This window comes from Arthrobacter sp. NA-172 (assembly GCF_043952055.1).
GTDB lineage: Bacteria > Actinomycetota > Actinomycetes > Actinomycetales > Micrococcaceae > Arthrobacter.
On record NZ_JBINOT010000001.1, the window covers coordinates 919,709 to 938,745 of the forward strand.

The 19,037-nt window shown below is 63.8% G+C and carries 13 protein-coding genes, 1 tRNA gene and 3 pseudogenes; 10 read left to right on the forward strand and 7 right to left on the reverse strand.

The window, feature by feature from the left end; genetic code table 11:
* Position 1: 1 nt before the first annotated feature.
* From thrC to argS, 4 genes and pseudogenes are all read right to left on the reverse strand, one after another.
* Positions 2–1,108, reverse strand: a complete 1,107-nt coding sequence (gene thrC, locus ACF0H6_RS04640; protein ID WP_395248633.1) for a threonine synthase — start codon at positions 1,106–1,108, stop codon at positions 2–4.
* Positions 1,109–2,432, reverse strand: a pseudogene (locus ACF0H6_RS04645) (homoserine dehydrogenase).
* Positions 2,425–3,915, reverse strand: coding sequence for a diaminopimelate decarboxylase (gene lysA, locus ACF0H6_RS04650; RefSeq protein WP_395248634.1), 1,491 nt, complete (start codon positions 3,913–3,915; stop codon positions 2,425–2,427). The pseudogene ACF0H6_RS04645 and the gene lysA overlap by 8 nt, the downstream one beginning before the upstream one ends.
* A 5-nt stretch (positions 3,916–3,920) precedes the next feature.
* Entirely contained in the window at positions 3,921–5,570 is a 1,650-nt protein-coding gene (argS, locus tag ACF0H6_RS04655; protein ID WP_395248635.1) for an arginine--tRNA ligase, read from the reverse strand.
* Positions 5,571–5,811: 241 nt separating this feature from the next.
* Between argS and ACF0H6_RS04660 the strand changes: the two genes are divergently transcribed.
* The 7 genes and pseudogenes from ACF0H6_RS04660 (at position 5,812) to ACF0H6_RS04690 (ending at position 10,973) form a co-directional block, all read left to right on the forward strand.
* Positions 5,812–6,249 (forward strand): hypothetical protein, encoded by a 438-nt coding sequence (locus ACF0H6_RS04660; protein ID WP_395248636.1) that lies wholly within the window; start codon positions 5,812–5,814, stop codon positions 6,247–6,249.
* Between the two features lie 5 nt (positions 6,250–6,254).
* Positions 6,255–7,127: an FAD:protein FMN transferase gene (locus ACF0H6_RS04665; RefSeq protein WP_395248637.1), complete on the forward strand. Its 873-nt coding sequence runs from the start codon at positions 6,255–6,257 to the stop codon at positions 7,125–7,127.
* A complete protein-coding gene (locus ACF0H6_RS04670) occupies positions 7,124–8,644 on the forward strand; it encodes an FAD-dependent oxidoreductase (protein WP_395248638.1) in 1,521 nt (506 codons plus the stop codon). Before ACF0H6_RS04665 ends, ACF0H6_RS04670 begins: the two co-directional genes overlap by 4 nt.
* 106 nt (positions 8,645–8,750) lie before the next feature.
* Positions 8,751–8,823: transfer RNA gene (locus ACF0H6_RS04675), tRNA-Arg, on the forward strand.
* Positions 8,824–9,317: 494 nt separating this feature from the next.
* The gene (locus ACF0H6_RS04680; RefSeq protein WP_395248639.1) at positions 9,318–9,488 is read left to right on the forward strand and encodes a hypothetical protein; all 171 of its coding nucleotides are present in this window, start codon (positions 9,318–9,320) and stop codon (positions 9,486–9,488) included.
* 95 nt (positions 9,489–9,583) lie between these two features.
* Positions 9,584–10,628 (forward strand): annotated as a pseudogene (locus tag ACF0H6_RS04685) (M4 family metallopeptidase).
* A gap of 33 nt (positions 10,629–10,661) precedes the next feature.
* Positions 10,662–10,973 (forward strand): protealysin inhibitor emfourin, encoded by a 312-nt coding sequence (locus ACF0H6_RS04690; RefSeq protein ID WP_395248640.1) that lies wholly within the window; start codon positions 10,662–10,664, stop codon positions 10,971–10,973.
* Positions 10,974–11,018: 45 nt separating this feature from the next.
* Here ACF0H6_RS04690 and ACF0H6_RS04695 read toward each other — a convergent pair.
* Positions 11,019–11,987: pseudogene (locus tag ACF0H6_RS04695) on the reverse strand (GlxA family transcriptional regulator).
* A gap of 87 nt (positions 11,988–12,074) precedes the next feature.
* Here ACF0H6_RS04695 and ACF0H6_RS04700 point away from each other — a divergent pair.
* The 3 genes from ACF0H6_RS04700 (at position 12,075) to hrpA (ending at position 17,293) form a co-directional block, all read left to right on the forward strand.
* Positions 12,075–12,236 (forward strand): hypothetical protein, encoded by a 162-nt coding sequence (locus ACF0H6_RS04700; RefSeq protein WP_395248641.1) that lies wholly within the window; start codon positions 12,075–12,077, stop codon positions 12,234–12,236.
* A 79-nt stretch (positions 12,237–12,315) separates the two neighbouring features.
* On the forward strand, positions 12,316–13,302 hold the full coding sequence (locus ACF0H6_RS04705) for a helix-turn-helix transcriptional regulator (RefSeq protein ID WP_395248642.1): 987 nt from the start codon (positions 12,316–12,318) through the stop codon (positions 13,300–13,302).
* Between the two features lie 13 nt (positions 13,303–13,315).
* Complete coding sequence (gene hrpA / locus ACF0H6_RS04710; protein ID WP_395248643.1) at positions 13,316–17,293, forward strand: ATP-dependent RNA helicase HrpA; 3,978 nt, start codon at positions 13,316–13,318, stop codon at positions 17,291–17,293.
* 24 nt (positions 17,294–17,317) lie between these two features.
* On the opposite strand, the gene ACF0H6_RS04715 is transcribed toward hrpA, so the two are convergent.
* Both ACF0H6_RS04715 and ACF0H6_RS04720 read right to left on the reverse strand, forming a co-directional pair.
* Entirely contained in the window at positions 17,318–17,746 is a 429-nt protein-coding gene (locus tag ACF0H6_RS04715) for an HIT family protein (RefSeq protein ID WP_395248644.1), read from the reverse strand.
* Positions 17,743–18,960: an NAD(P)-dependent alcohol dehydrogenase gene (locus ACF0H6_RS04720; RefSeq protein WP_395248645.1), complete on the reverse strand. Its 1,218-nt coding sequence runs from the start codon at positions 18,958–18,960 to the stop codon at positions 17,743–17,745. Before ACF0H6_RS04720 ends, ACF0H6_RS04715 begins: the two co-directional genes overlap by 4 nt.
* Positions 18,961–19,037 lie beyond the last annotated feature (77 nt).

Genomic DNA, 19,037 nt, shown 5'->3' on the forward strand with positions numbered 1-19,037 from the left:
CTTAGTTTTCTTCCAGTCCCAGTTCAGTTGCCACCGTCACGACGTCGTTCGATACCTTGACTGGCTGAACCTCGCTGCCGTCTTCGGTGCGGAGGGCCCACTGCGGGTCCTTGAGTCCGTGCCCGGTGACCGTGATGACGATCGTCTTGCCGACGGGAACCTCGCCTGCGGCGTGCTTCTTAATGAGGCCGGCAACGCCCGCTGCGGAGCCCGGTTCCACGAAGACGCCTTCTTTAGCGGAGAGCCAGCGGTGGGCGTCGAGGATTTCCTCGTCGGTCACGGCCTCGATGAAGCCGCCGGATTCATCGCGCGCTGCGATCGCAGTGTCCCAGGACGCCGGGTTGCCGATGCGGATGGCCGTGGCGATGGTGTCCGGTTCAGTGATGGGGTGGCCTGCCACAAAGGGTGCAGCCCCCGCTGCCTGGAAGCCCCACATGGCGGGCGTCTTGGTGGAGACGGCGGGGAGGGTGCCGGCGGTTGCGGACTCGAAGGGCGCGGAATACTCCTTGTAGCCCTTCCAGTACGCGGTGATGTTGCCCGCGTTGCCCACCGGCAGGACGTGGATGTCCGGGGCGTCTCCGAGGGCGTCGACGATTTCGAAGGCACCGGTCTTCTGGCCCTGGATACGCGCCGGGTTGACGGAGTTCACGAGGAACACCGGGTAGGACTCACCGAGCTTGCGGGCAATGTCCAGGCAGTTGTCGAAGTTGCCGTCCACCTGCAGGAGGGTGGCCCCGTGCGCGATCGCCTGGCTGAGCTTGCCCATGGAAATCTTGCCTTCGGGAACCAGCACGGCACACTTGAGCCCCGCGGCCGTGGCGTACGCAGCGGCAGAAGCTGAGGTGTTGCCGGTGGAAGCACAAACCACCGCCTTGGCACCTGCCTCAACAGCCGCCGTCATGGCCATGGTCATGCCGCGGTCCTTGAACGAGCCGGTGGGGTTCATGCCCTCCACCTTCAGGTACACGGTGGAACCGGTGAGATCGGAAAGCTTCTGCGCGTGGACGAGCGGAGTGCCGCCTTCGCCGAGGGTAATGACCTTCGTGGCTTCAGTTACGGGCAAACGATCGGCATATTCGCGGATTACTCCGCGCCATTGGTGAGCCACTTAGACCCCTTCTACCCGCAGGACGGATGTCACAGAATTGACGACGTCCAGGCCCTTGATGGCCTCGACGGTTGCCGCGAGTGCGGCTTCGGATGCACGGTGGGTGACGATCTTCAGCTCGGCCGACTCAACCTTCGAAGCGGCATCGCGCTGGATCTTCTGGCGCATGATTTCGATGGACACGCCGTGCTCCGAGAAGATGTGGGCGATCCGGGCCAGAACGCCGGCCTGGTCTGCGACGTCGAGACCAACGTAGTAGCTGGTGTTCGATGCATCGATCGGAAGTGCGGGCACGTAGCCGGTGGTGGTCTCGGTTCGGCCGGGGCCGCCGAGAACCAAACGGCGGGCAGCAGAGACGAGATCGCCCAGGACGGCAGACGCGGTCGGGGTTCCGCCGGCGCCCTGGCCGTAAAACATCAGCTCGCCAGCGTTTTCCGCCTCGATGAAGACTGCGTTGAACGCACCGCGAACGGCTGCAAGCGGGTGTTCGCGGGGCAAGAGCGTGGGGTGGACGCGCACCGAGATGCCTCCGCCGTTGCCGGGTTCCGCGCTCTCGATCTTCTCGGCGATGGCGAGCAGCTTGATGACAAAGCCGGCTTCCTTCGCTGCTGCGATATCCGCTGCGCTGACCTTTGTGATGCCTTCGCAGTAGACGTCGTCGAGGGCAAAGCGCGTGTGGAAGGACAGCGAAGCAAGGATGGCGGCCTTGGCCGCGGCGTCATGGCCCTCGACGTCGGCAGTCGGGTCGGCTTCTGCGTAGCCGAGGCGCTGGGCCTCGGCAAGGGCGTCGGCGAACTGTGCACCGGTGCTGTCCATCTGGTCAAGGATGAAGTTGGTGGTGCCGTTGACGATGCCGAGGACCCGAGTGATGCGGTCGCCGGAAAGGCTGTCGCGGATGGGGCGCAGGATCGGAATGGCTCCGGCGACGGCGGCCTCATACGAGAGCTGGACGCCTGCCTTGTCGGCCTCTTCGTAGAGAGTAGGGCCGTCCTGTGCGAGGAGCGCCTTGTTGCCGGTGACAACGCAAGCGCCGTTCTGCATGGCGGTCAGGATGAGCGAACGGGCCGGCTCGATGCCGCCCATGAGCTCGATCACCAGATCGGCGTCCTTGACCAGGGTGTCCGCGTCAGTAGTAAAGAGTTCGCGCGGCAGCTCGACGTCGCGCTCTGAATCAACGTTGCGCACGGCGATGCCGGACAGCTGCAAGCGTGCGCCTGTGCGGGCCGCAAGGGCGTCGGCGTCGTCAAGGAGAATCCGCGCTACCTGGGCTCCCACGTTGCCAGCAGCCCAGGAGGGCCACCTTCAGGGTTCGCACTTCAGACATTCGCCACTCCCATGTCGCGGTTCAAAAGATCTTCTTCGGTTTCCCCGCGGACGATCAGCCGGGCGGATCCGTTGCGCACAGCGACAACGCCAGGCCTGGCCAGATAGTTGTAGTTGCTTGAGAGGGCCCAGCAGTAAGCGCCGGTTCCCGGTACAGCGAGCAGATCACCGGCTGCCACGTCTTCGGGCAGATATATATCTCTAACAACTATGTCGCCGCTCTCGCAATGTTTGCCCACTACTCGGGACAGTTGCGGAGCCGCGTCTGAGGCCCGCGAGGCGAGAATTGCCGAATAATCCGCGTCGTACAGCACCGGACGGGCGTTATCGCTCATGCCGCCGTCCACCGACACATAGCGACGCGGGAACGTAACGTTTTCCTGACCTGCTGCTTCCTGCCCTGCTGCCCCTGCAGGCGCATCCACGCGAACTGTTTTCAGCGTCCCGACCTCGTACAAGGTGAATGTGCTGCTGCCGACGATTGCGCGGCCGGGTTCGATCGAAATGCGCGGCGAAGTAATTCCCAGCTCTGCGCATTTGGAACGCACGACGGCGGCCATCGCCCCCGCGATCTCGGCTGGCGGACGCGGGGTGTCCACCGGCGTGTAGGCAATGCCGTAGCCGCCACCCAGGTCCAGTTCCGGCAGGACGATGGAGTACTTGTCCTGCATTGCGGCGAGGAATCCCAACAGTTTCTCGGCGGCCACAGCGAAGCCGTCCGGTTCGAAGATTTGCGAACCGATGTGGCAGTGCAGGCCCAGCAGATCGACGTTGGGGTAGGACGTGGCCGCAGCCACGGCTTCCTCCGCAGCAGAGAGGCCGGCTGCCTCGGTGGAGTCCTCGGCCATGGATAGACCGAATTTCTGGTCCTCGTGGGCCGTGGCAATGAACTCGTGGGTGTGGGCGTGGACGCCGGGGGTCAGCCGCAGCATCACTTTCACAGTTTCGCCTCGGCCGGAGGCGATCTTGGCTACCCGCTCCAGCTCATCGAGGCTATCCACCACGATGCGTCCGAGCTTCATGTCCAGCGCCCGGTTGATTTCGGCGTCGGACTTGTTGTTGCCGTGAAGGCCCAGGTTGGCTCCGTCGATGCCGGCACGGGCCGCAACAGCGAGCTCGCCACCGGAACAGGTGTCCAGACGCAGGCCTTCCTCGGCAACCCAACTGGCCACGGCCGTGCACAAGAAGGACTTTCCGGCGTAGTAGACGTCCACTCCCCCGCAAATGTCCTCGAAAGCTGCATCAAAGGCATCCTTGAAGGAGCGTGCGCGCGCACGGAAATCGCTCTCGCTCATGACGAACAAGGGGGTGCCGAACTGGGCCTTGAGTTCGCTGACGGGAATGCCGTCGATGGCGAGCTCGGCGTCGTCGTTCCTCCGGACGTCCGCAGCCCACATCGGGGCGTGCAGCGCGTTCACATCCTCGGGGACGGCGAGCCATTCGGGCGCAAGCGGTGAGGCTGCGCTTTCGTTATGGTGCTGCACGCCGATCACATCCGTTCCGGAGCCGAAACGCCAAGGAGGTCAAGTCCGTTGGCCAGCACTTGGCTGGTGGCGTCGTTGAGCCAGAGCCGGGTGCGGTTGACGTCCTGAACCGGCTCGTCCCCCAATGGCGAAACGCGGCACGCGTCGTACCAGCGGTGGTAGGCGCCCGCGATGACCTCAAGGTGCCGGGCAACGCGGTGCGGTTCACGGAGTTCGGCAGCCTTGGCCACGATGGACGGGTAGCTGCCCAAGTAGGAAAGCAGTTCGTTCTCGGTGGGGTGGTCCAGCAGGGATGCATCGAAAGCGCTGTGGTCCACGCCGGCCTCGATCGCGTTGCGGGCAGTTCCGCGCGAACGGGCGTGTGCGTACTGGACGTAGAAAACCGGGTTTTCATTGCTGTTCTTCTTCAGCAGTTCCGGATCCAGCGTCAGCGGCGAATCAGCGGGGAAACGGGCCAGCGAATAGCGGACCGCGTCCTTCCCGAGCCACTCGATCAGGTCCTTGAGCTCGATGATGTTTCCGGCGCGCTTGGACAGCTTGGCGCCGTTGACGGAGACCAGCTGTCCGATCAGGACCTCGATGTTAACCTCGGGGTCGTCACCGGCACAGGCGGCAATGGCCTTGAGCCGGTTGATGTAACCATGGTGGTCCGCACCAAGCAGGTAGATCTTCTCCGTGAAGCCGCGGTCCTTCTTCGACAGGTAGTAGGCAGCGTCGGCAGCGAAATACGTGGGTTCGCCGTTGGCGCGGATCATCACGCGGTCTTTGTCATCGCCGAAGTCCGTGGTGCGCAGCCAGACCGCCCCGCCGTCGTCGAACACGTGGCCTTGCTCCCGCAGGCGCGCGACAGCGGACTCGATCGCGCCGGCGTCGTGCAGTTCCTGCTCCGAGAAGTAGACATCGAAGCTCACGCCGAACTCGGCAAGCGTGACCTTGATGTCCTTCATCTGGGCCTGGTAAGCGGCGGCCCGGATCACCGGCAGGGCGGCTGCGTCGGTGAGCTCGCGGATGCCGGGGTGTGCCTTGAGGACCTCGTCCCCGAGTTCCCGGATGTACTCACCGGGATAGCCGCCCTCCGGAACACCGCGTCCGTGCAGGCGGGACAGCACCGAGTTCCCAAAAACGTTCATCTGCGAGCCGGCGTCGTTGATGTAGTACTCTGCGGTGACGTCCGCACCGGAGGCGCGCAGCACGCGGGCAATGGAATCACCCAGGGCGGCCCAGCGCGTGTGGCCAATGTGCAGCGGTCCCGTGGGGTTCGCCGAGACGAATTCCATGTTGACCACGTGGCCTGCGAGCGCCTGGTTCGTTCCGTAGGAACTTCCCGCCTCGACAATGACCTTGGCCAGCGCACCGGCTGCGGCTGCGTCCACGGTGATATTGAGGAACCCGGGGCCGGCGATTTCCACTGCGGTGACGCCGCGGATTGCTTCCAACCGCTTGCTCAGGATGGTGGCGAATTCGCGTGGGTTGGTGCCGGCATGCTTAGCCAGCTGCAAGGCAATGTTGGTGGCCCAGTCGCCGTGCTCCCGGTTCTTGGGTCGCTCCACGCGCACGTCCTCCGGGAGGGCGGATTCGGAAAGCGCAAGCTCGCCGGCGGCGACAGCGTCTTTCAGGCAGGCGGATATGGCGGCGGAGAGTTCTTCGGGAGTCACTCGTCTAGCCTACCGGTGGGGCTTGCAAGTGGTGGAATTCTTTGCGTTCACGACCGCATACACGCGAGCGCCAGCCAGCATCCAGCGGGCGCACAGCTTCACCCCCTGGAGCTCTCAGGCTGAACCGATACGCTTGGTTGAACGTTGAACATGTGAGCGACCCCCGGGCCTCGCAGCCGTTGAGCCCCGGACCTTTTCTTGTCCAGTTGACCTTTTCTGTCCAGTTGAAACGAGCAGATCCATGACCACGCCACTCCGCAAGAGCCTCCTCGTCGGCGCCGCCGGCCTTTCACTGGCCGGGTCCGTGGCAGGCTGCGCGCCCGCAGCACAAGGCAGCACGCAGCAAAACCCTGCACAGCCCAAACCGAGTTCTTCTTTTTCGGCGCCCTATAAGGACGGCACCTACAGTGCCGACGGCAACTATGTGTCGCCCAACGGCGACGAGACCTTGGGCGTCCAATTGACCCTGTCCGGCAACACCGTCTCGAAGGTCGACGTCACCGTCCACCCGACCAGCCCGAACACTCAGATGTTCCAGAGCCAGTTCAAGGACGGCATTGCCGCGCAGGTGGTCGGAAAGAAGCTGGATGACATCAATGTCTCCAAGGTAGCCGGCTCTTCGTTGACCGGCGGCGGGTTCAACCAGGCCGTGGAACTTATCAAGGCCAAGGCCAAATAACCGCCATGCCGCACGGGGGCTGGAGCGACTTCAGCTTCGACGGAATCGGAACCCGGTGGGAGATTTCGACGCCGGAGCAACTGTCGGGAGCGGTGCGCGGCAAGCTGTTGGAAGTTGTAGAGGATTACGACCGAAGCTACTCGCGGTTCCGCGGCGACTCCTTGATCGCTGGACTCTCCCGGGAAGCCGGATCCGTCACTCTCCCGGCAGGCGGCGCCGAACTGGAAGCGCTATTCGGGAAGTTGTACCGGCTCAGTCATGGCGCCATGACGCCACTCATTGGCGGCAGCCTTGAGCAATTGGGCTACGGAGCGGACTACGCCCTGCGGCCTCTCGGCCATCCGGTGCCGGCGCCGCGGTGGGAGGACGTCCTCCTGTGGACCGGCACGGAAATCACCACGTCCGCGCCCTTGGTGCTGGACATTGGAGCCGCCGGTAAAGGCCAACTGGTGGACCTCACGGCCGCCGTCCTGCGCGCCGCTGGAATCACGGAGTTCATTGTCGATGCGAGCGGTGACATGCTCCATTCCGGGCCGGAGCCGCTGAGTGTGGCCCTTGAACACCCTTACGACCCCACCCAGGCGATCGGCGTCGTCGAACTCCACGGAGGTGCGTTGTGCGCCTCCGCGGCCAACCGGCGCGCGTGGGGCGACGGCCTGCACCACGTCCTCGACGGCGCCACCGGGCGCCCGATCCAGACGGTGGTGGCGACGTGGGCCATGGCTGCCACCACAATGGAAGCCGACGCCCTGGCTACAGCGCTCTTCATGGTGGACCCGAAGACGCTTGAGGAAGAATTCGATTTCTCCTGGCTCAATGTCTATTCGGACGGACACGCTGCTTTTTCGGCGGGATTTGAAGGGACACTTTTCACATGATTGCCATCAAAGCCCGCGTTGACGCCTGGCTTGGCCGTTTCACGATGTACCGGCTGATTCTCTGGGTCCTCGGCGTCCTTGTGCTCTACAGCATGGTGTTGAACATCCTGGGCTGGCTCACTTTCGGCCTGCCTGAAATGCTGGTCCACCTGCTGCTGTGCCTCGGATTGACGTATGCGTCCAGCCGGCTCGTGGCCATGCTGTTCAAAGTCCAGCCACACTCCGAATCCGCGCTCATCACCGGCCTTCTGTTGTACTTCCTGTTCTGGCCAACTGAGCTGATTCCCTCAGTCCAGCTGCCGAATCTCGCCGGAGTCGCCTTGGCGTGCGTCGTGGCTTCGCTCTCCAAATATGTTTTGGCCTTCCGTGGCCGTCACATCTTCAATCCTGCCGCGGCTGGCGCCTTCGTTGTTGGCCTCACCGGCCTCAATGTCGCTACTTGGTGGGCAGCAACTCCGGCCATGCTGTGGCTCCTGGTGCCGGGCGTCCTGCTCGTCTTGTACCGGACCCTCAAGGTGCAAATGGCGGCCACTTTCCTTGTGGTGACTGTAGCCATCGTGTGCGCCGTGCTCTTGCGGAGCGGCATGAGCTTCGGGTCAGCCCTGTGGCAGCCGATCTCGCAGCAGCCCCTCCTGTTTTTCGCCGGCTTCATGCTGACGGAGCCCCTTACCCTGCCTCCCCGGCGGTGGCAGCAAATGGCGCTGGCGATCGTGGTCGGAGTCTTCTTTGCGGTGCCCTTCCACGTAGGCATCGTTGCCAATTCGCCCGAACTCGCGCTCCTCATCGGAAACCTCCTCGCGTTCCTTGTAGGACAGCGAGGAGGGGTCATGTTGACGTTCAAGGGTTCGCGTCCGCTGACGCCATTCACCACCGAATTCCGCTTTGAGCCACAACGGCCCGTTCGCTTCTTGCCGGGACAATTCATGGAACTCAACCTCCCGCACTCGAGGTCCGACGGAAAAGGGCGGCGACGCGTCTTCAGCATCACCAGCGCGCCGGACGCGCCCGAGGTGACTTTCGGCGTCGGCACCGGGGAGCCTGTCTCCACCGCCAAACGTGCGCTGCTCGCGCTTGAGCCGGGCGAATGCGTTCGCGGCACCTCTGTGGGTGGCGACTTTATCCTTCCTCCCGACGCCGGCAAACCCGTGCTGCTTATCGCGGCGGGAATCGGGATTACGCCTTTCCTGTCGCAACTGGCGTCCGGCGACTCCCGGAGAAGGGACATCGTCGTGTTGTATCTCGCCCCCAGCGCCGCCGAGCTTGCCGGGCACGAAGTTCTGGAGGCCTCCGGGGCGCGGGTCATTGCGCGCGTGGCAGACGGTTCCGCGCCGCCGTCGTTCATGAGCGACGCCGGACGCCGCCGGATCGACGGCGACTCACTGCGGGAACTCGTGCCGGACGTAGCAGACCGGGATGTGTACGTTTCCGGGTCCCCGGCAAACGTGGACACCCTCCGTGCTGCCGCACGCCACGCGGGAGCCCGGCGAATCCACGTGGACTCATTTTCGGGCTACTGACGGCGCGCGCCGCCCGTTTTCCGTTGCAGCGTCCCGTTTTCCATTGCGGTGCGGTGACCTGCTAAGCTCATGGACGTCCCTCCGGCAACGGATGGGAGCCCCGGATGCCCTCGTAGCTCAGGGGATAGAGCGTCTGCCTCCGGAGCAGAAGGCCGTAGGTTCGAATCCTATCGAGGGCACAACAAAAACCCCGTCAGTTCAGAGAACTGACGGGGTTTTTCCTTGCGCTTTCCGGCAGCGAGGGGTGACACGCCGGGGTCGATAGGGGTTATAGGACAAGACGTGTGTAACTCCCGGGTGTGTCACGTCCGCGTCCGGCCAGGGGTGGAGCCGTCCTGACCTTCTTTGGAGGAGCTCCTAGCACAACACGCCGCCGACACGCCATTCAGAGGGCCACTTCGCGGTCAAAGAGGGTCAGGACGGCGCTCGGCTGAGCGCTCGCCGTGCTGCGGTGGGCCGGTACAAAAACGGCCCGGCGCCAAAAATTTGCGTAAATTGGCGTCACGTTTTGGGTCCTGCGCCCACATAGTCCTTGTGCAGACCGCCAACGAGGAGGAGCCGATGTCCGCTTTCCCGGAGCTGGAGATCAAAACCCCAGTCCTCGCGATGAAGCTTTCGCGACTTCCCCCGTCGCAGCTCGCAACCATCCTTTGCCCCAAACCCAAGGACACCGATGCCTGAATGTGAAGCAGCCCGCCGCAACAAGCAAGCCCTCTACGAAATTGAGCTTGCATGGGGCAATGGCATCGTGGATCTCGGAAAGCTGCGAGGGATCCTGATGGGATCCGAAAGAGAGGCGGAACCGTTAGAAGTTTGCCTGGTGGAGGACTCCCACCGCTCGTGATCCCGGACATGCCGCACGTGGCCGGCCAAAATGTCGGTGGCCACTCCTAAGCTGTTCGTACCCGGCCAAGTCCAACAGCTACGAAAGGGTTCGCCATGATCTGTTCCATTATTCCGCCCTACATGCTGCGCAGGTTGGCCACCCAGAACGAGCCCCGCCTTCGGATCATTGCGCGCGCGGCCAAGGAATCCCTGCTCCAGATCAAGAGCCTCCAGGCGGTCCGCGCCCTTCCTGTGCCGCCCGCCATACCCACGGCGCGCCAGGCGAAACCCGGTCCACCCAAACGGACCATCTTCGACGCCGGCTCCACCGAAGCGCTGCCCTGGCAAGCTCATCCGCAAGGAGGACGGCCCGGCCACGGGGGACGCAGCCGCCGATGAAGCCTACGAAGGACTGGGCGAAACCCACAGGCTCTACGCAGAAGCGTTCAGCCGAAATTCGATCGACGGAGCCGGCCTGAAACTCAACGCGACGGTCCACTACGGTGAGCTCTACGACAACGCGTTCTGGAATGGCAGCCAAATGGTCTTCGGCGATGGCGACGGCGAGATCTTCCAAAGGTTCACGAAGTCGCTCAGTGTGATCGGCCATGAACTTACCCACGGCGTCACCCAGTACACGGCTGCCCTCGCCTACCGGAACCAAGCCGGCGCCCTCAACGAGTCCATGTCTGACGTCTTCGGCGCGCTCGTGGAACAACATGCGAGGAACCAGTCTGCTTCCGAGGCCAGTTGGCTAATCGGCGAAGGCTTATTCACTGACTCCGTCCAGGGCGCCGCCCTCCGTTCAATGAAAGCCCCCGGCACGGCCTACGACGACGACGTCCTCGGCAAGGATCCGCAACCGGACTCCATGGACAGCTACGTCCGCACCACAGCGGACAACGGCGGCGTCCACATCAACTCGGGAATCCCCAACCGTGCCTTTTCGACGGTTGCCCTTGAACTGGGCGGCAATGCATGGGAGGCGCCGGGACAGATCTGGTACAACACTCTGACCAGCGGTTCGCTTCCTGCCACGTGCACTTTCAGGCGCTTCGCGAAGGCCACCGAGGCGTCGGCAGAGGAGCTGTTCGGCACTGGTTCAACCGAGCACGACGCCGTCTTGAAGGCATGGGAAACTGTGAAGGTAAAGCTCTAGCAACCCCTCCGGAGCCGTGGAAGCCGTCGAACAATGAAAATCACCGTCCAGCGCAGCGGCGGCGTCGCCGCAATGACGCGCATCTGGACCGTGGATGTAGCCAGCTCCGAAGACAAGCTGCGGTGGATGCCGATCGTGGAAGCCTGCCCTTGGGACGAAGTGCCCTCCCGCCCGCAAACTGCCGGGACGGCGAGCCCTGCGGCAGGCGGCGAGGCTGACAGGTTCGTGTATTCGATCCGCGCCGGACAACGCAGGGCCACACTACCGGAGAACGCAGTGACCGGGCCCTGGCACATCCTCGTGGAGAAGGCCAAGGGAGAGGGGCGGGAGACCTTCCGCCGCTAGCGGGCGTTCCGGTGCAGCGCGCGGGGAACCCGGCTTCCCGCCGTTCTAGCTGACTTCTGCCAACTGGCCGCGGAACGCCCTCCGGTATGACTGCGGGCTCGTATCCAAGACCTTCGCAAAGTGGTGCCGCAATAGCACTGGATGTCCGAACCCGGCAGCGCGAGCGACTTCGTCAATGTTCAAGTCCGTGGTTTCCAGGAGCTTCCTGGGCCCGGAGCACTCGCTGTGAACTGCGCCAGGCCGCGGGCGTGGCGCCCGTTTCTGCCCGGAAACGGCGCGCGAAGGTTCGGGCGGACATGTGCAGCCGCGCCGCGAGCTCGTTGACACTGTGGTCCCGCTCAAGGTTCTCCACCATCCAGCGCAGCAACGCCTCCATGGGGGCGGAGCCGCATGTTGGCATGGGTCGGTCAATGAACTGGGCCTGGCCGCCGTCCCGGTGCGGCGGAACCACCATGTCCCGTGCAATGGCTGCTGCGACGTTTGCGCCCAACTCCACCCGGATCAGATGCAGGCAGGCGTCTATGCCCGCTGCCGTGCCCGCACTCGTGATCAGCTTTCCGTCCTGGACGTAAAGCACATTCTCGTCAACGTGGATCTTCGGAAACCTGCTCGCCAAGTCCTGCGAGTAGTGCCAGTGCGTGGTGCAGCGGCGGCCGTCCAAAAGTCCCGCCCGCGCGAGTGCGTAGGCGCCGGAACAAATCGACATGACCCATGCTCCGCGGGCATGCGCAGCCGTCAACGCATCGAGCACGGAAACCGGCACGTCCTCGTCGCGGCCGTAGGGGGCCATGATGACAAGGTCGGCATCGGCCGTTGCCTCCAGCCCGAGGGGAACGTGCATTGACAGGCCGGACTTCATTAGCACCTCGCCTGGGTTCGGCGTGCACACCCTGAATTCAAAGCGTGGAACGCCGCTCCCCGGGCCTCCCGGTCAATGCCAAAGACCTCACAGGCGGTCCCGAACTCGAACATCGAAAAGTTGGGAACAACAATGATTGCCACCGTTTTCAACATGATTCCATCATGGCAGAAAATTGCTTAAGTGGGTCGTTTCTGCCACTGTTTCTTGACCCGGAGAAAGAACACGATGGAGTCATGGAAATGGTCGGAGTCTTAGTGTTCATCCTCCTCCTCGTCACGCTCGCGGGTACCGTCTCAGCTGTCCTTCGGGACGGCCGCGGCCACCATCTGCCCGACCACGCCGAGCCTTGGTCCGCGCGGGACCTGCCTAGCAACTCTTGCTGGACGCTGCGCGCGTTTTAATCAACCTGCCTTTCGACCCACGTGCCCTTCAAAGAAATAAGGACGGCTATTGTCCGCATAGTGGGCTAGATTCAATGCCATGATCCAGACGTCTGCCAGGCTGCTGCAACTGCTGTCCTTGCTGCAGGTCCGGCGCGAATGGACAGGCCCGGCCTTGGCCAACCGCATGGGCGTCACCGAGCGGACCGTTCGCCGCGACATCGACAAACTACGCAACCTCGGCTACCCCATCCACGCTTCGCCCGGGATAGCCGGGGGCTACCAGCTGGGCGCCGGCGCCCAGCTCCCGCCCTTGTTGCTCGACGACAATGAAGCCCTCGCCGTCGCCCTGGGCCTGAACTCCGTGGCGGCAGGCCCCGTGGCCGGCATCGGAGAAGCCTCTGTAAGGGCTCTAGCCAAACTCGAACAGGTCCTGCCCTCGCGCCTCCGCCCCAAATTCGCCATGCTCAAGGCCGCGGTCACCACCCTGCCCAGCAATGCGGCCTCCGTGGATCCCCAGCAGCTCACCGTGGTCTCCGCGGCGATCGCGGACAAACGGCAGCTCAGTTTCGACTACGTCAAAGCCGACGGCGACGCCGGCCGCCGCTTGGTAGAGCCTTACCGACTGGTGGATACCGGGAGACGTTGGTATCTCGTGGCGTGGGACGTTGACCGGGAAGACTGGCGCACGTTCCGCGCCGACCGCATCGCTTCCCTGCCTGTCGAACGGAAAAAGTATGCGCCGCGCCCCTTGCCCGCCGAGGACCTCGCGGACTATGTCCAACGCTCGGTCACCCGCTCGCCATACCGCTACGACGTCGTGGTGCGCCTTCACGCCCCCATCGGCGACGTGGCCGCCGTCGTCGGCCCGCAACTCGCCAGCTTGAGCGACGACGGCGGGAACGCCACCCTCCTCCGGGCTGGCTGGGACAGCCTCGCTCAACCGGCAGCGCACCTCGCTGCCCTGGACATGGACTTCGAGATCATCTCTCCGGAGGAGTTCAAAGACTACGCCCGCGTCATGGCGGGGCGACTGGAAAAAGCGGCCGGCGATCACGCACTGCAAGGCAACGCGCCGCCGCAGTAGACTGTCAGCAGCCATGACACTTCATATTTCCTACCCCGCAGAGCTGCCCGTTTCCGAGCGCCGCGAGGACCTGATGGCGGCTATCGCCGCAAACCAGGTGACCATCATCGCCGGTGAGACCGGTTCCGGCAAGACCACCCAGATCCCGAAGATGTGCCTGGAACTCGGCCTCGGGGACAAGGGCCTGATCGGCCACACCCAGCCCCGCCGCCTTGCCGCGCGGACCGTTGCCGAACGCATCGCGTTCGAGATGGGCGTGGAGATCGGCCAGGAAGTCGGCTTCCAGGTCCGTTTCACCGGCGAGGTCAGCAGGGCTACGAAGATCAAGCTGATGACGGACGGCATCCTGCTGGCAGAAATCCAGCGCGACAAACTGCTGCGCAAATACAGCACGATCATCATCGACGAGGCGCACGAGCGCAGCCTCAACATTGACTTCATCCTGGGCTACCTCAAGCGGATCCTTCCGCAGCGGCCGGACCTGAAAGTCATCATCACCTCGGCTACCATCGATCCCCAACGTTTCGCCAAGCACTTCGGCAGCGAGGAAGAACCCGCACCGATTATCGAGGTCTCAGGCCGGACGTACCCGGTGGAGATCCGCTACCGGCCGCTGTCCCAACCCGCCCCGGGCTCGGCTGAAAGCGATGAGGACGCGTCCGACGACCAACTCGAGGAAGACCGCGATCCGCTAGACGCCGTGTGTGACGCCGTCGACGAACTTTCGAAGGAGGCGCCAGGAGATATTCTTGTATTTTTCTCCGGCGAGCGCGAAATTCGCGACGCAGCCGAGGCCCTCAACGGCCGGATCCAGTCCAACCGCAGGCTGGCCGGCACAGAGGTTCTGCCCCTTTTCGCCCGGCTGAGCCTGCAGGAGCAGCACAGGGTCTTCAACCCCGGCGGAAAACGACGCATCATCTTGGCAACCAACGTCGCGGAAACGTCCCTGACGGTGCCCGGCATCAAGTACGTCATCGACACCGGCACCGCCCGCATTTCGCGCTATTCGCACCGCACCAAGGTGCAACGGCTGCCGATCGAACGCGTATCACAGGCCTCGGCCAGCCAGCGCTCCGGACGCTGCGGGCGTGTATCCGAGGGCATTGCCATCCGGCTCTATTCCGAAGAAGATTTCAAGTCCCGCCCCCAATTCACCGATCCGGAGATCCTGCGAACCAATCTGGCCGCTGTCATCCTTCAGATGACGGCCATGGGAGTGGCCCGCGGCCCCAAGGACGTCGAGAACTTCCCCTTTGTTGAGCCGCCGGACTCCCGCGCCATCAACGACGGCGTCACTTTGCTTCGCGAACTCGGCGCCCTGAGCGCCGCCCGCACTAGCGACGGCGGCAACGGGCGCACGGGAGGCCTCACCGCCGTCGGGCAGAAACTGGCGCAACTGCCAGTGGACCCCCGGCTCGGCAGGATGATCGTGGAGGCCGGGAAGCGCGGCTGCGTCAAGGAAGTCATGATCCTGGCGGCTGCACTCACCATCCAGGATCCGCGTGAACGCCCCCAGGGGGACGGCTCTGGCAAACAACAGCTTGCTGCGGAGAAGCACGCACGCTTCCGGGACGAGAATTCCGACTTCACCGGATTCCTGAACCTGTGGAACTACATCCAGGAAAAGCAGCAGGAGCTCTCCTCCACGCAGTTCCGCCGGCTGTGCAGGAACGAATTTATCAACTACCTGCGCGTCCGCGAATGGCAGGACCTCTTCCAGCAATTGCGCCAGCTCGCGAAGCCGCTGGGCATCACTATCGACAACAAGCGCGAGGCCGACCCCGTGGGTAACAACGAGGGCATCCACATCAGCTTGCTTTCGGGGCTCCTGAGCCACATCGGCATGCTGGATGAACGAAAGCGCGAATATGCCGGGGCCCGGGGCAGCCGTTTCGCCATCTTCCCGGGCTCGGCACTGTTCAAGAAATCGCCGGTGTTTGTCATGGCCGCGGAATTGGTTGAAACCAGCAGGCTGTGGGCGCGGGTCGCTGCGAAATTCGATCCCCTGTGGGCCGAGCAGGTAGCTCCGGATCTCGTCAAGCGCTCGTACAGCGAACCACATTGGTCCACCCGCACGGGCTCGGTCATGGCGCACGAAAAGGTCATGCTCTACGGGGTTCCCATCATCCCGAACCGCCGGATCAACTACGGCAGGATCGACCCCGAGCTCTCCCGCGAACTCTTCATCCGGCATGCCCTCGTTGAGGGCGATTGGCGGACCCACCACAAATTCTTCCATCGCAACCGTGCCCTGCTCCTTGAGATCGAAGAACTCGAGACGCGAATGCGTCGGCGTGACATTCTGGTGGACGACCACGCACTATTCGAGTTCTATGACGCCAGGGTCGGCAAGGACGTCGTCTCCGAACGGCACTTCGACAAATGGTGGAAGGAAGCCCGGCAGCAGGATCCGACGCTGCTGGACTTCGACCAATCGCTGCTCATCAGCGAGGACGCCGAGGCACTGGACGATTCCGCCTACCCTAAGACCTGGCTACACAAGGGTTTTGAATTGCCACTCAGCTACGAGTTCCATCCCGTGGCTCCGGGATCGCTCCCCAACCCCTCGGACGGTGTCACAGCCGAGGTCCCGGTGCTGTTCCTCAACCAGCTCGACGACGCCGCCTTCCGTTGGCAGATCCCCGGCCAGAGGGTGGAGCTCGTCACGGCATTGATCAAGTCGCTGCCGAAGCAGATCCGCAAAAACTTCGTTCCCGCTCCGGATGTTGCCCGGCAAGCCACGGCCGCTTTGGAAAACGACTTCGAACCTGAGTCAGACGATCTTGAGTCCTCACTGGAGCTCGTGCTGCGCCGAATCCGCGGCCACATCATCCCTCCCGGCTCGTGGAACTGGGACGCCGTGCCGGCGCATCTGCGCGTCAGCTTCAAAGTAGTGGACAGCCGCGGCAAGGTGCTGGACGAGGGCAAGGACCTCGCAGCGCTTCAAGAGCAGCTGGCCCCCGCTACCCGCCGCGCCATCGCGGAATCCCTCGGAGTAACGCCCGCGACGGCGGCACGCACCAAAGTTCCGCAAGGCACCGGAGCTGCCATCGAGGCCGCTACTGCTCGTGTCTCCGCTTCTCCCGGCGGCAGCGGCGGACCGCAGACCGCAGGTTTTCTGTCTGAGCAGTCCGGGCTCACCGAGTGGACGTTCGGAACGATCGAGCGTCAAGTGACCCGCATGGTGAAGGGCCACGACGTCACGGGATTCCCGGCCCTGGTGGACGAGGGCAAGTCTGTCGCGTTACGCGTGTTCCAAACCCGTGCGGAGCAAGAGGCTGCCATGCGCGGCGGCGTTATCAGGCTCCTTGCGCTCCGGGTTCCCGCCCCGGACCGCTATGTCCTGGAACACCTGAACAACACCGAGAAACTCACCTTCAGCCAGAACCCGCACGGTTCAGTGAGCGCGCTGATCGCCGACTGCGCCCTGGCGGCCATCGACAAGCTAACCCCGGCCGAGCTTCCGTGGGACAAGAAAGCGTTCGATGCCCTGTATGAGGTGGTCCGCGCGGAACTGATCGACACCGTCTTCACGGTGACGGCCGTCGTCGAACGCGTCCTGGCGAGTACCCGGCGGATCGAAAAGCAACTTAAGGGCAGTACCAGTCTTGCCTTGATCAGCTCGCTGAACGACATGAAAAGCCAGCTGGAGCAGCTCGTGTTCCCCGGTTTTGTGGCACGGACGGGCTACGCCCAGTTGAGCCAGTTGCCGCGCTATCTGGCCGGAATCGAGAAGCGCCTCGAAAAGCTCCCGAACAATGTCCAGCGCGATGGGCTGAACATGTCCGTTGTCCAGGCTCTGGAAGATGACTACGACGACGCTGTCTCGGCGCTGCTGCCCGGCCGGCGGGCCGGCGCTGAGCTGACCCGGGTGCGCTGGATGATCGAAGAACTTCGCGTGAGCCTTTTCGCCGTCGAGCTCGGCACGGCCTACTCGGTGTCGGAAAAGCGTATCCGAACGGTCCTCAACCGGGCTTTGGCCCCGGCGTAGGCGGGGCCAAAGCCTCAAGCCGGTTCAGTTAGCCGGCACGAACTCGCCGTGGCCTGCGTCAATGAGGCCTGCGCGGAGTTTCGCCGCATTCGCGTCGAGCCGGGCAGGGTCCGGGTTGTGCTCTACGGTTCCGAAGTCGAAGTCAGCCAGGGACGTTGCCGGGAAGACGTGCACGTGGAAGTGCTCCACTTCGAAGCCGACCACTGACAAACCCGCCCGGGGTGCGTCGAACACCTTCACCTGGGCCTGGCCGACGGTCTGGGCAACGGCCATGACCTTCACGAGAAGTTCGGGAGCCGCATCCGTCCAACGGTCCACTTCCTGGCGCGGCACCACGAGCGTGTGGCCGTCGGTCAGCGGAGCGATGGTCAGGAAGGCCACCACGTCGTCGTCCTTCCAGACAAAACGTCCGGGAATCTCGCCGTTGATGATCTTGGTAAACAGGGTGCTCATACGTCTGCCTTTTCCGAAGCGGGCTGAAGGGTCTTGGTATCGAGGACGAAACGGTATTTCACGTCGCCGGCAACCATGCGGTCGTAGGCCTCGTTGAGTTGCCGGGCAGTAACGACTTCGACGTCGCTGACTACGCCATGCTCCGCACAGAAGTCCAGCATTTCCTGGGTTTCGGCGATGCCGCCGATCAAGGAGCCTGCATAAGAAAGCCGACGCCGGATCAGTGCACCGGGGCTCACCGGTGGCATGGCAGAGGATGGCAGTCCCAATTGGAAGAGGGCCCCTTCCAGGCGCAGGGTGCGGAAGTACGGGTTCAGGTCATGGGGTGCCGCTACCGTATCGATGATGACGTCGATCGTCCGGTCTGCGCCCTCCATGGCTTCCGGGTCCTTCGAAAGGATCACCTCGTCCGCCCCGAGTTCCCTTGCCGCATCGATCTTGGCGTCCGACGTCGTAAACACCACCACCTGTGCCCCCATGGCCTTGGCAATCTTGACAGCCATATGGCCCAGGCCTCCGAGACCGACGACGCCCACCACGTTGCCTTCATCGACGTCGAAGTAGCGCAGTGGCGAGTAGGTGGTGATGCCCGCGCAGAGCAGGGGCGCCACCGCGGCGGGGTCCAGGCCCTCGGGCACGCGCAGGACGAACCGGCGGTCCACCACCACCGAAGTGGAGTAACCGCCCTGGGTGATGGAATCTCCGTTGCGGGCGTCCTTGACGCCGTAAGTGCCTACGTTTCCGCGTTCGCAATATTGTTCCAGGCCTTTGAGGCAGCTTTCGCATTCCCGGCAGGAATCCACCAAGCAACCGACGCCAACCAGATCACCCGGCGCGAAGTCGTCGACGGCGGAGCCCACGCTCCGTACCCGGCCCACGATTTCGTGGCCGGGAATCAGTGGATAGCTCTGTGCGCCCCACTCGCCCCGTGTCGCGTGCACATCGGAGTGACACAGTCCGCAGAAATCGATCTCGATCTCGACGTCGTCCTCTTTGGGGGCGCGGCGGGCCACGGTCAGCGGGACAAGACCGCTCTCCGCGGAAGTGGCGCCGTAGGCGGCCGCGAGGGTTGGCGTGCCGTAGGCGGCCGCGAGGGTTGGCGTGCCGTAGGCGGCCGCGAGGGTCGGCGCGTCAGACGGATCGGCGCTCGGTGTCTCGTCATTCAAGAGGAGCGGCTTGCCAAGGGGCGGGGGAACGGGGCGTCCGGGAGTCATGCTCCGACGCTACCCCCGCTGGCTGAATCTTTGCCAGTCGGCGTTAGCCACTCCCCCTCGGATTCAATGGCAGGCTT

Bases quoted from the DNA above. Each gene is read 5' to 3' on its own strand.
- ACF0H6_RS04705 (WP_395248642.1), top strand. From the start codon at position 12,316: ATGATCCAGACGTCTGCCAGGCTGCTGCAACTGCTGTCCTTGCTGCAG.
- ACF0H6_RS04670 (WP_395248638.1), top strand. From the start codon at position 7,124: ATGATTGCCATCAAAGCCCGCGTTGACGCCTGGCTTGGCCGTTTCACG.
- ACF0H6_RS04680 (WP_395248639.1), top strand. From the start codon at position 9,318: ATGCCTGAATGTGAAGCAGCCCGCCGCAACAAGCAAGCCCTCTACGAA.
- ACF0H6_RS04660 (WP_395248636.1), top strand. From the start codon at position 5,812: ATGACCACGCCACTCCGCAAGAGCCTCCTCGTCGGCGCCGCCGGCCTT.
- ACF0H6_RS04720 (WP_395248645.1), bottom strand. From the start codon at position 18,960: ATGACTCCCGGACGCCCCGTTCCCCCGCCCCTTGGCAAGCCGCTCCTC.
- ACF0H6_RS04690 (WP_395248640.1), top strand. From the start codon at position 10,662: ATGAAAATCACCGTCCAGCGCAGCGGCGGCGTCGCCGCAATGACGCGC.
- ACF0H6_RS04665 (WP_395248637.1), top strand. From the start codon at position 6,255: ATGCCGCACGGGGGCTGGAGCGACTTCAGCTTCGACGGAATCGGAACC.
- ACF0H6_RS04715 (WP_395248644.1), bottom strand. From the start codon at position 17,746: ATGAGCACCCTGTTTACCAAGATCATCAACGGCGAGATTCCCGGACGT.
- hrpA (WP_395248643.1), top strand. From the start codon at position 13,316: ATGACACTTCATATTTCCTACCCCGCAGAGCTGCCCGTTTCCGAGCGC.
- ACF0H6_RS04700 (WP_395248641.1), top strand. From the start codon at position 12,075: ATGGTCGGAGTCTTAGTGTTCATCCTCCTCCTCGTCACGCTCGCGGGT.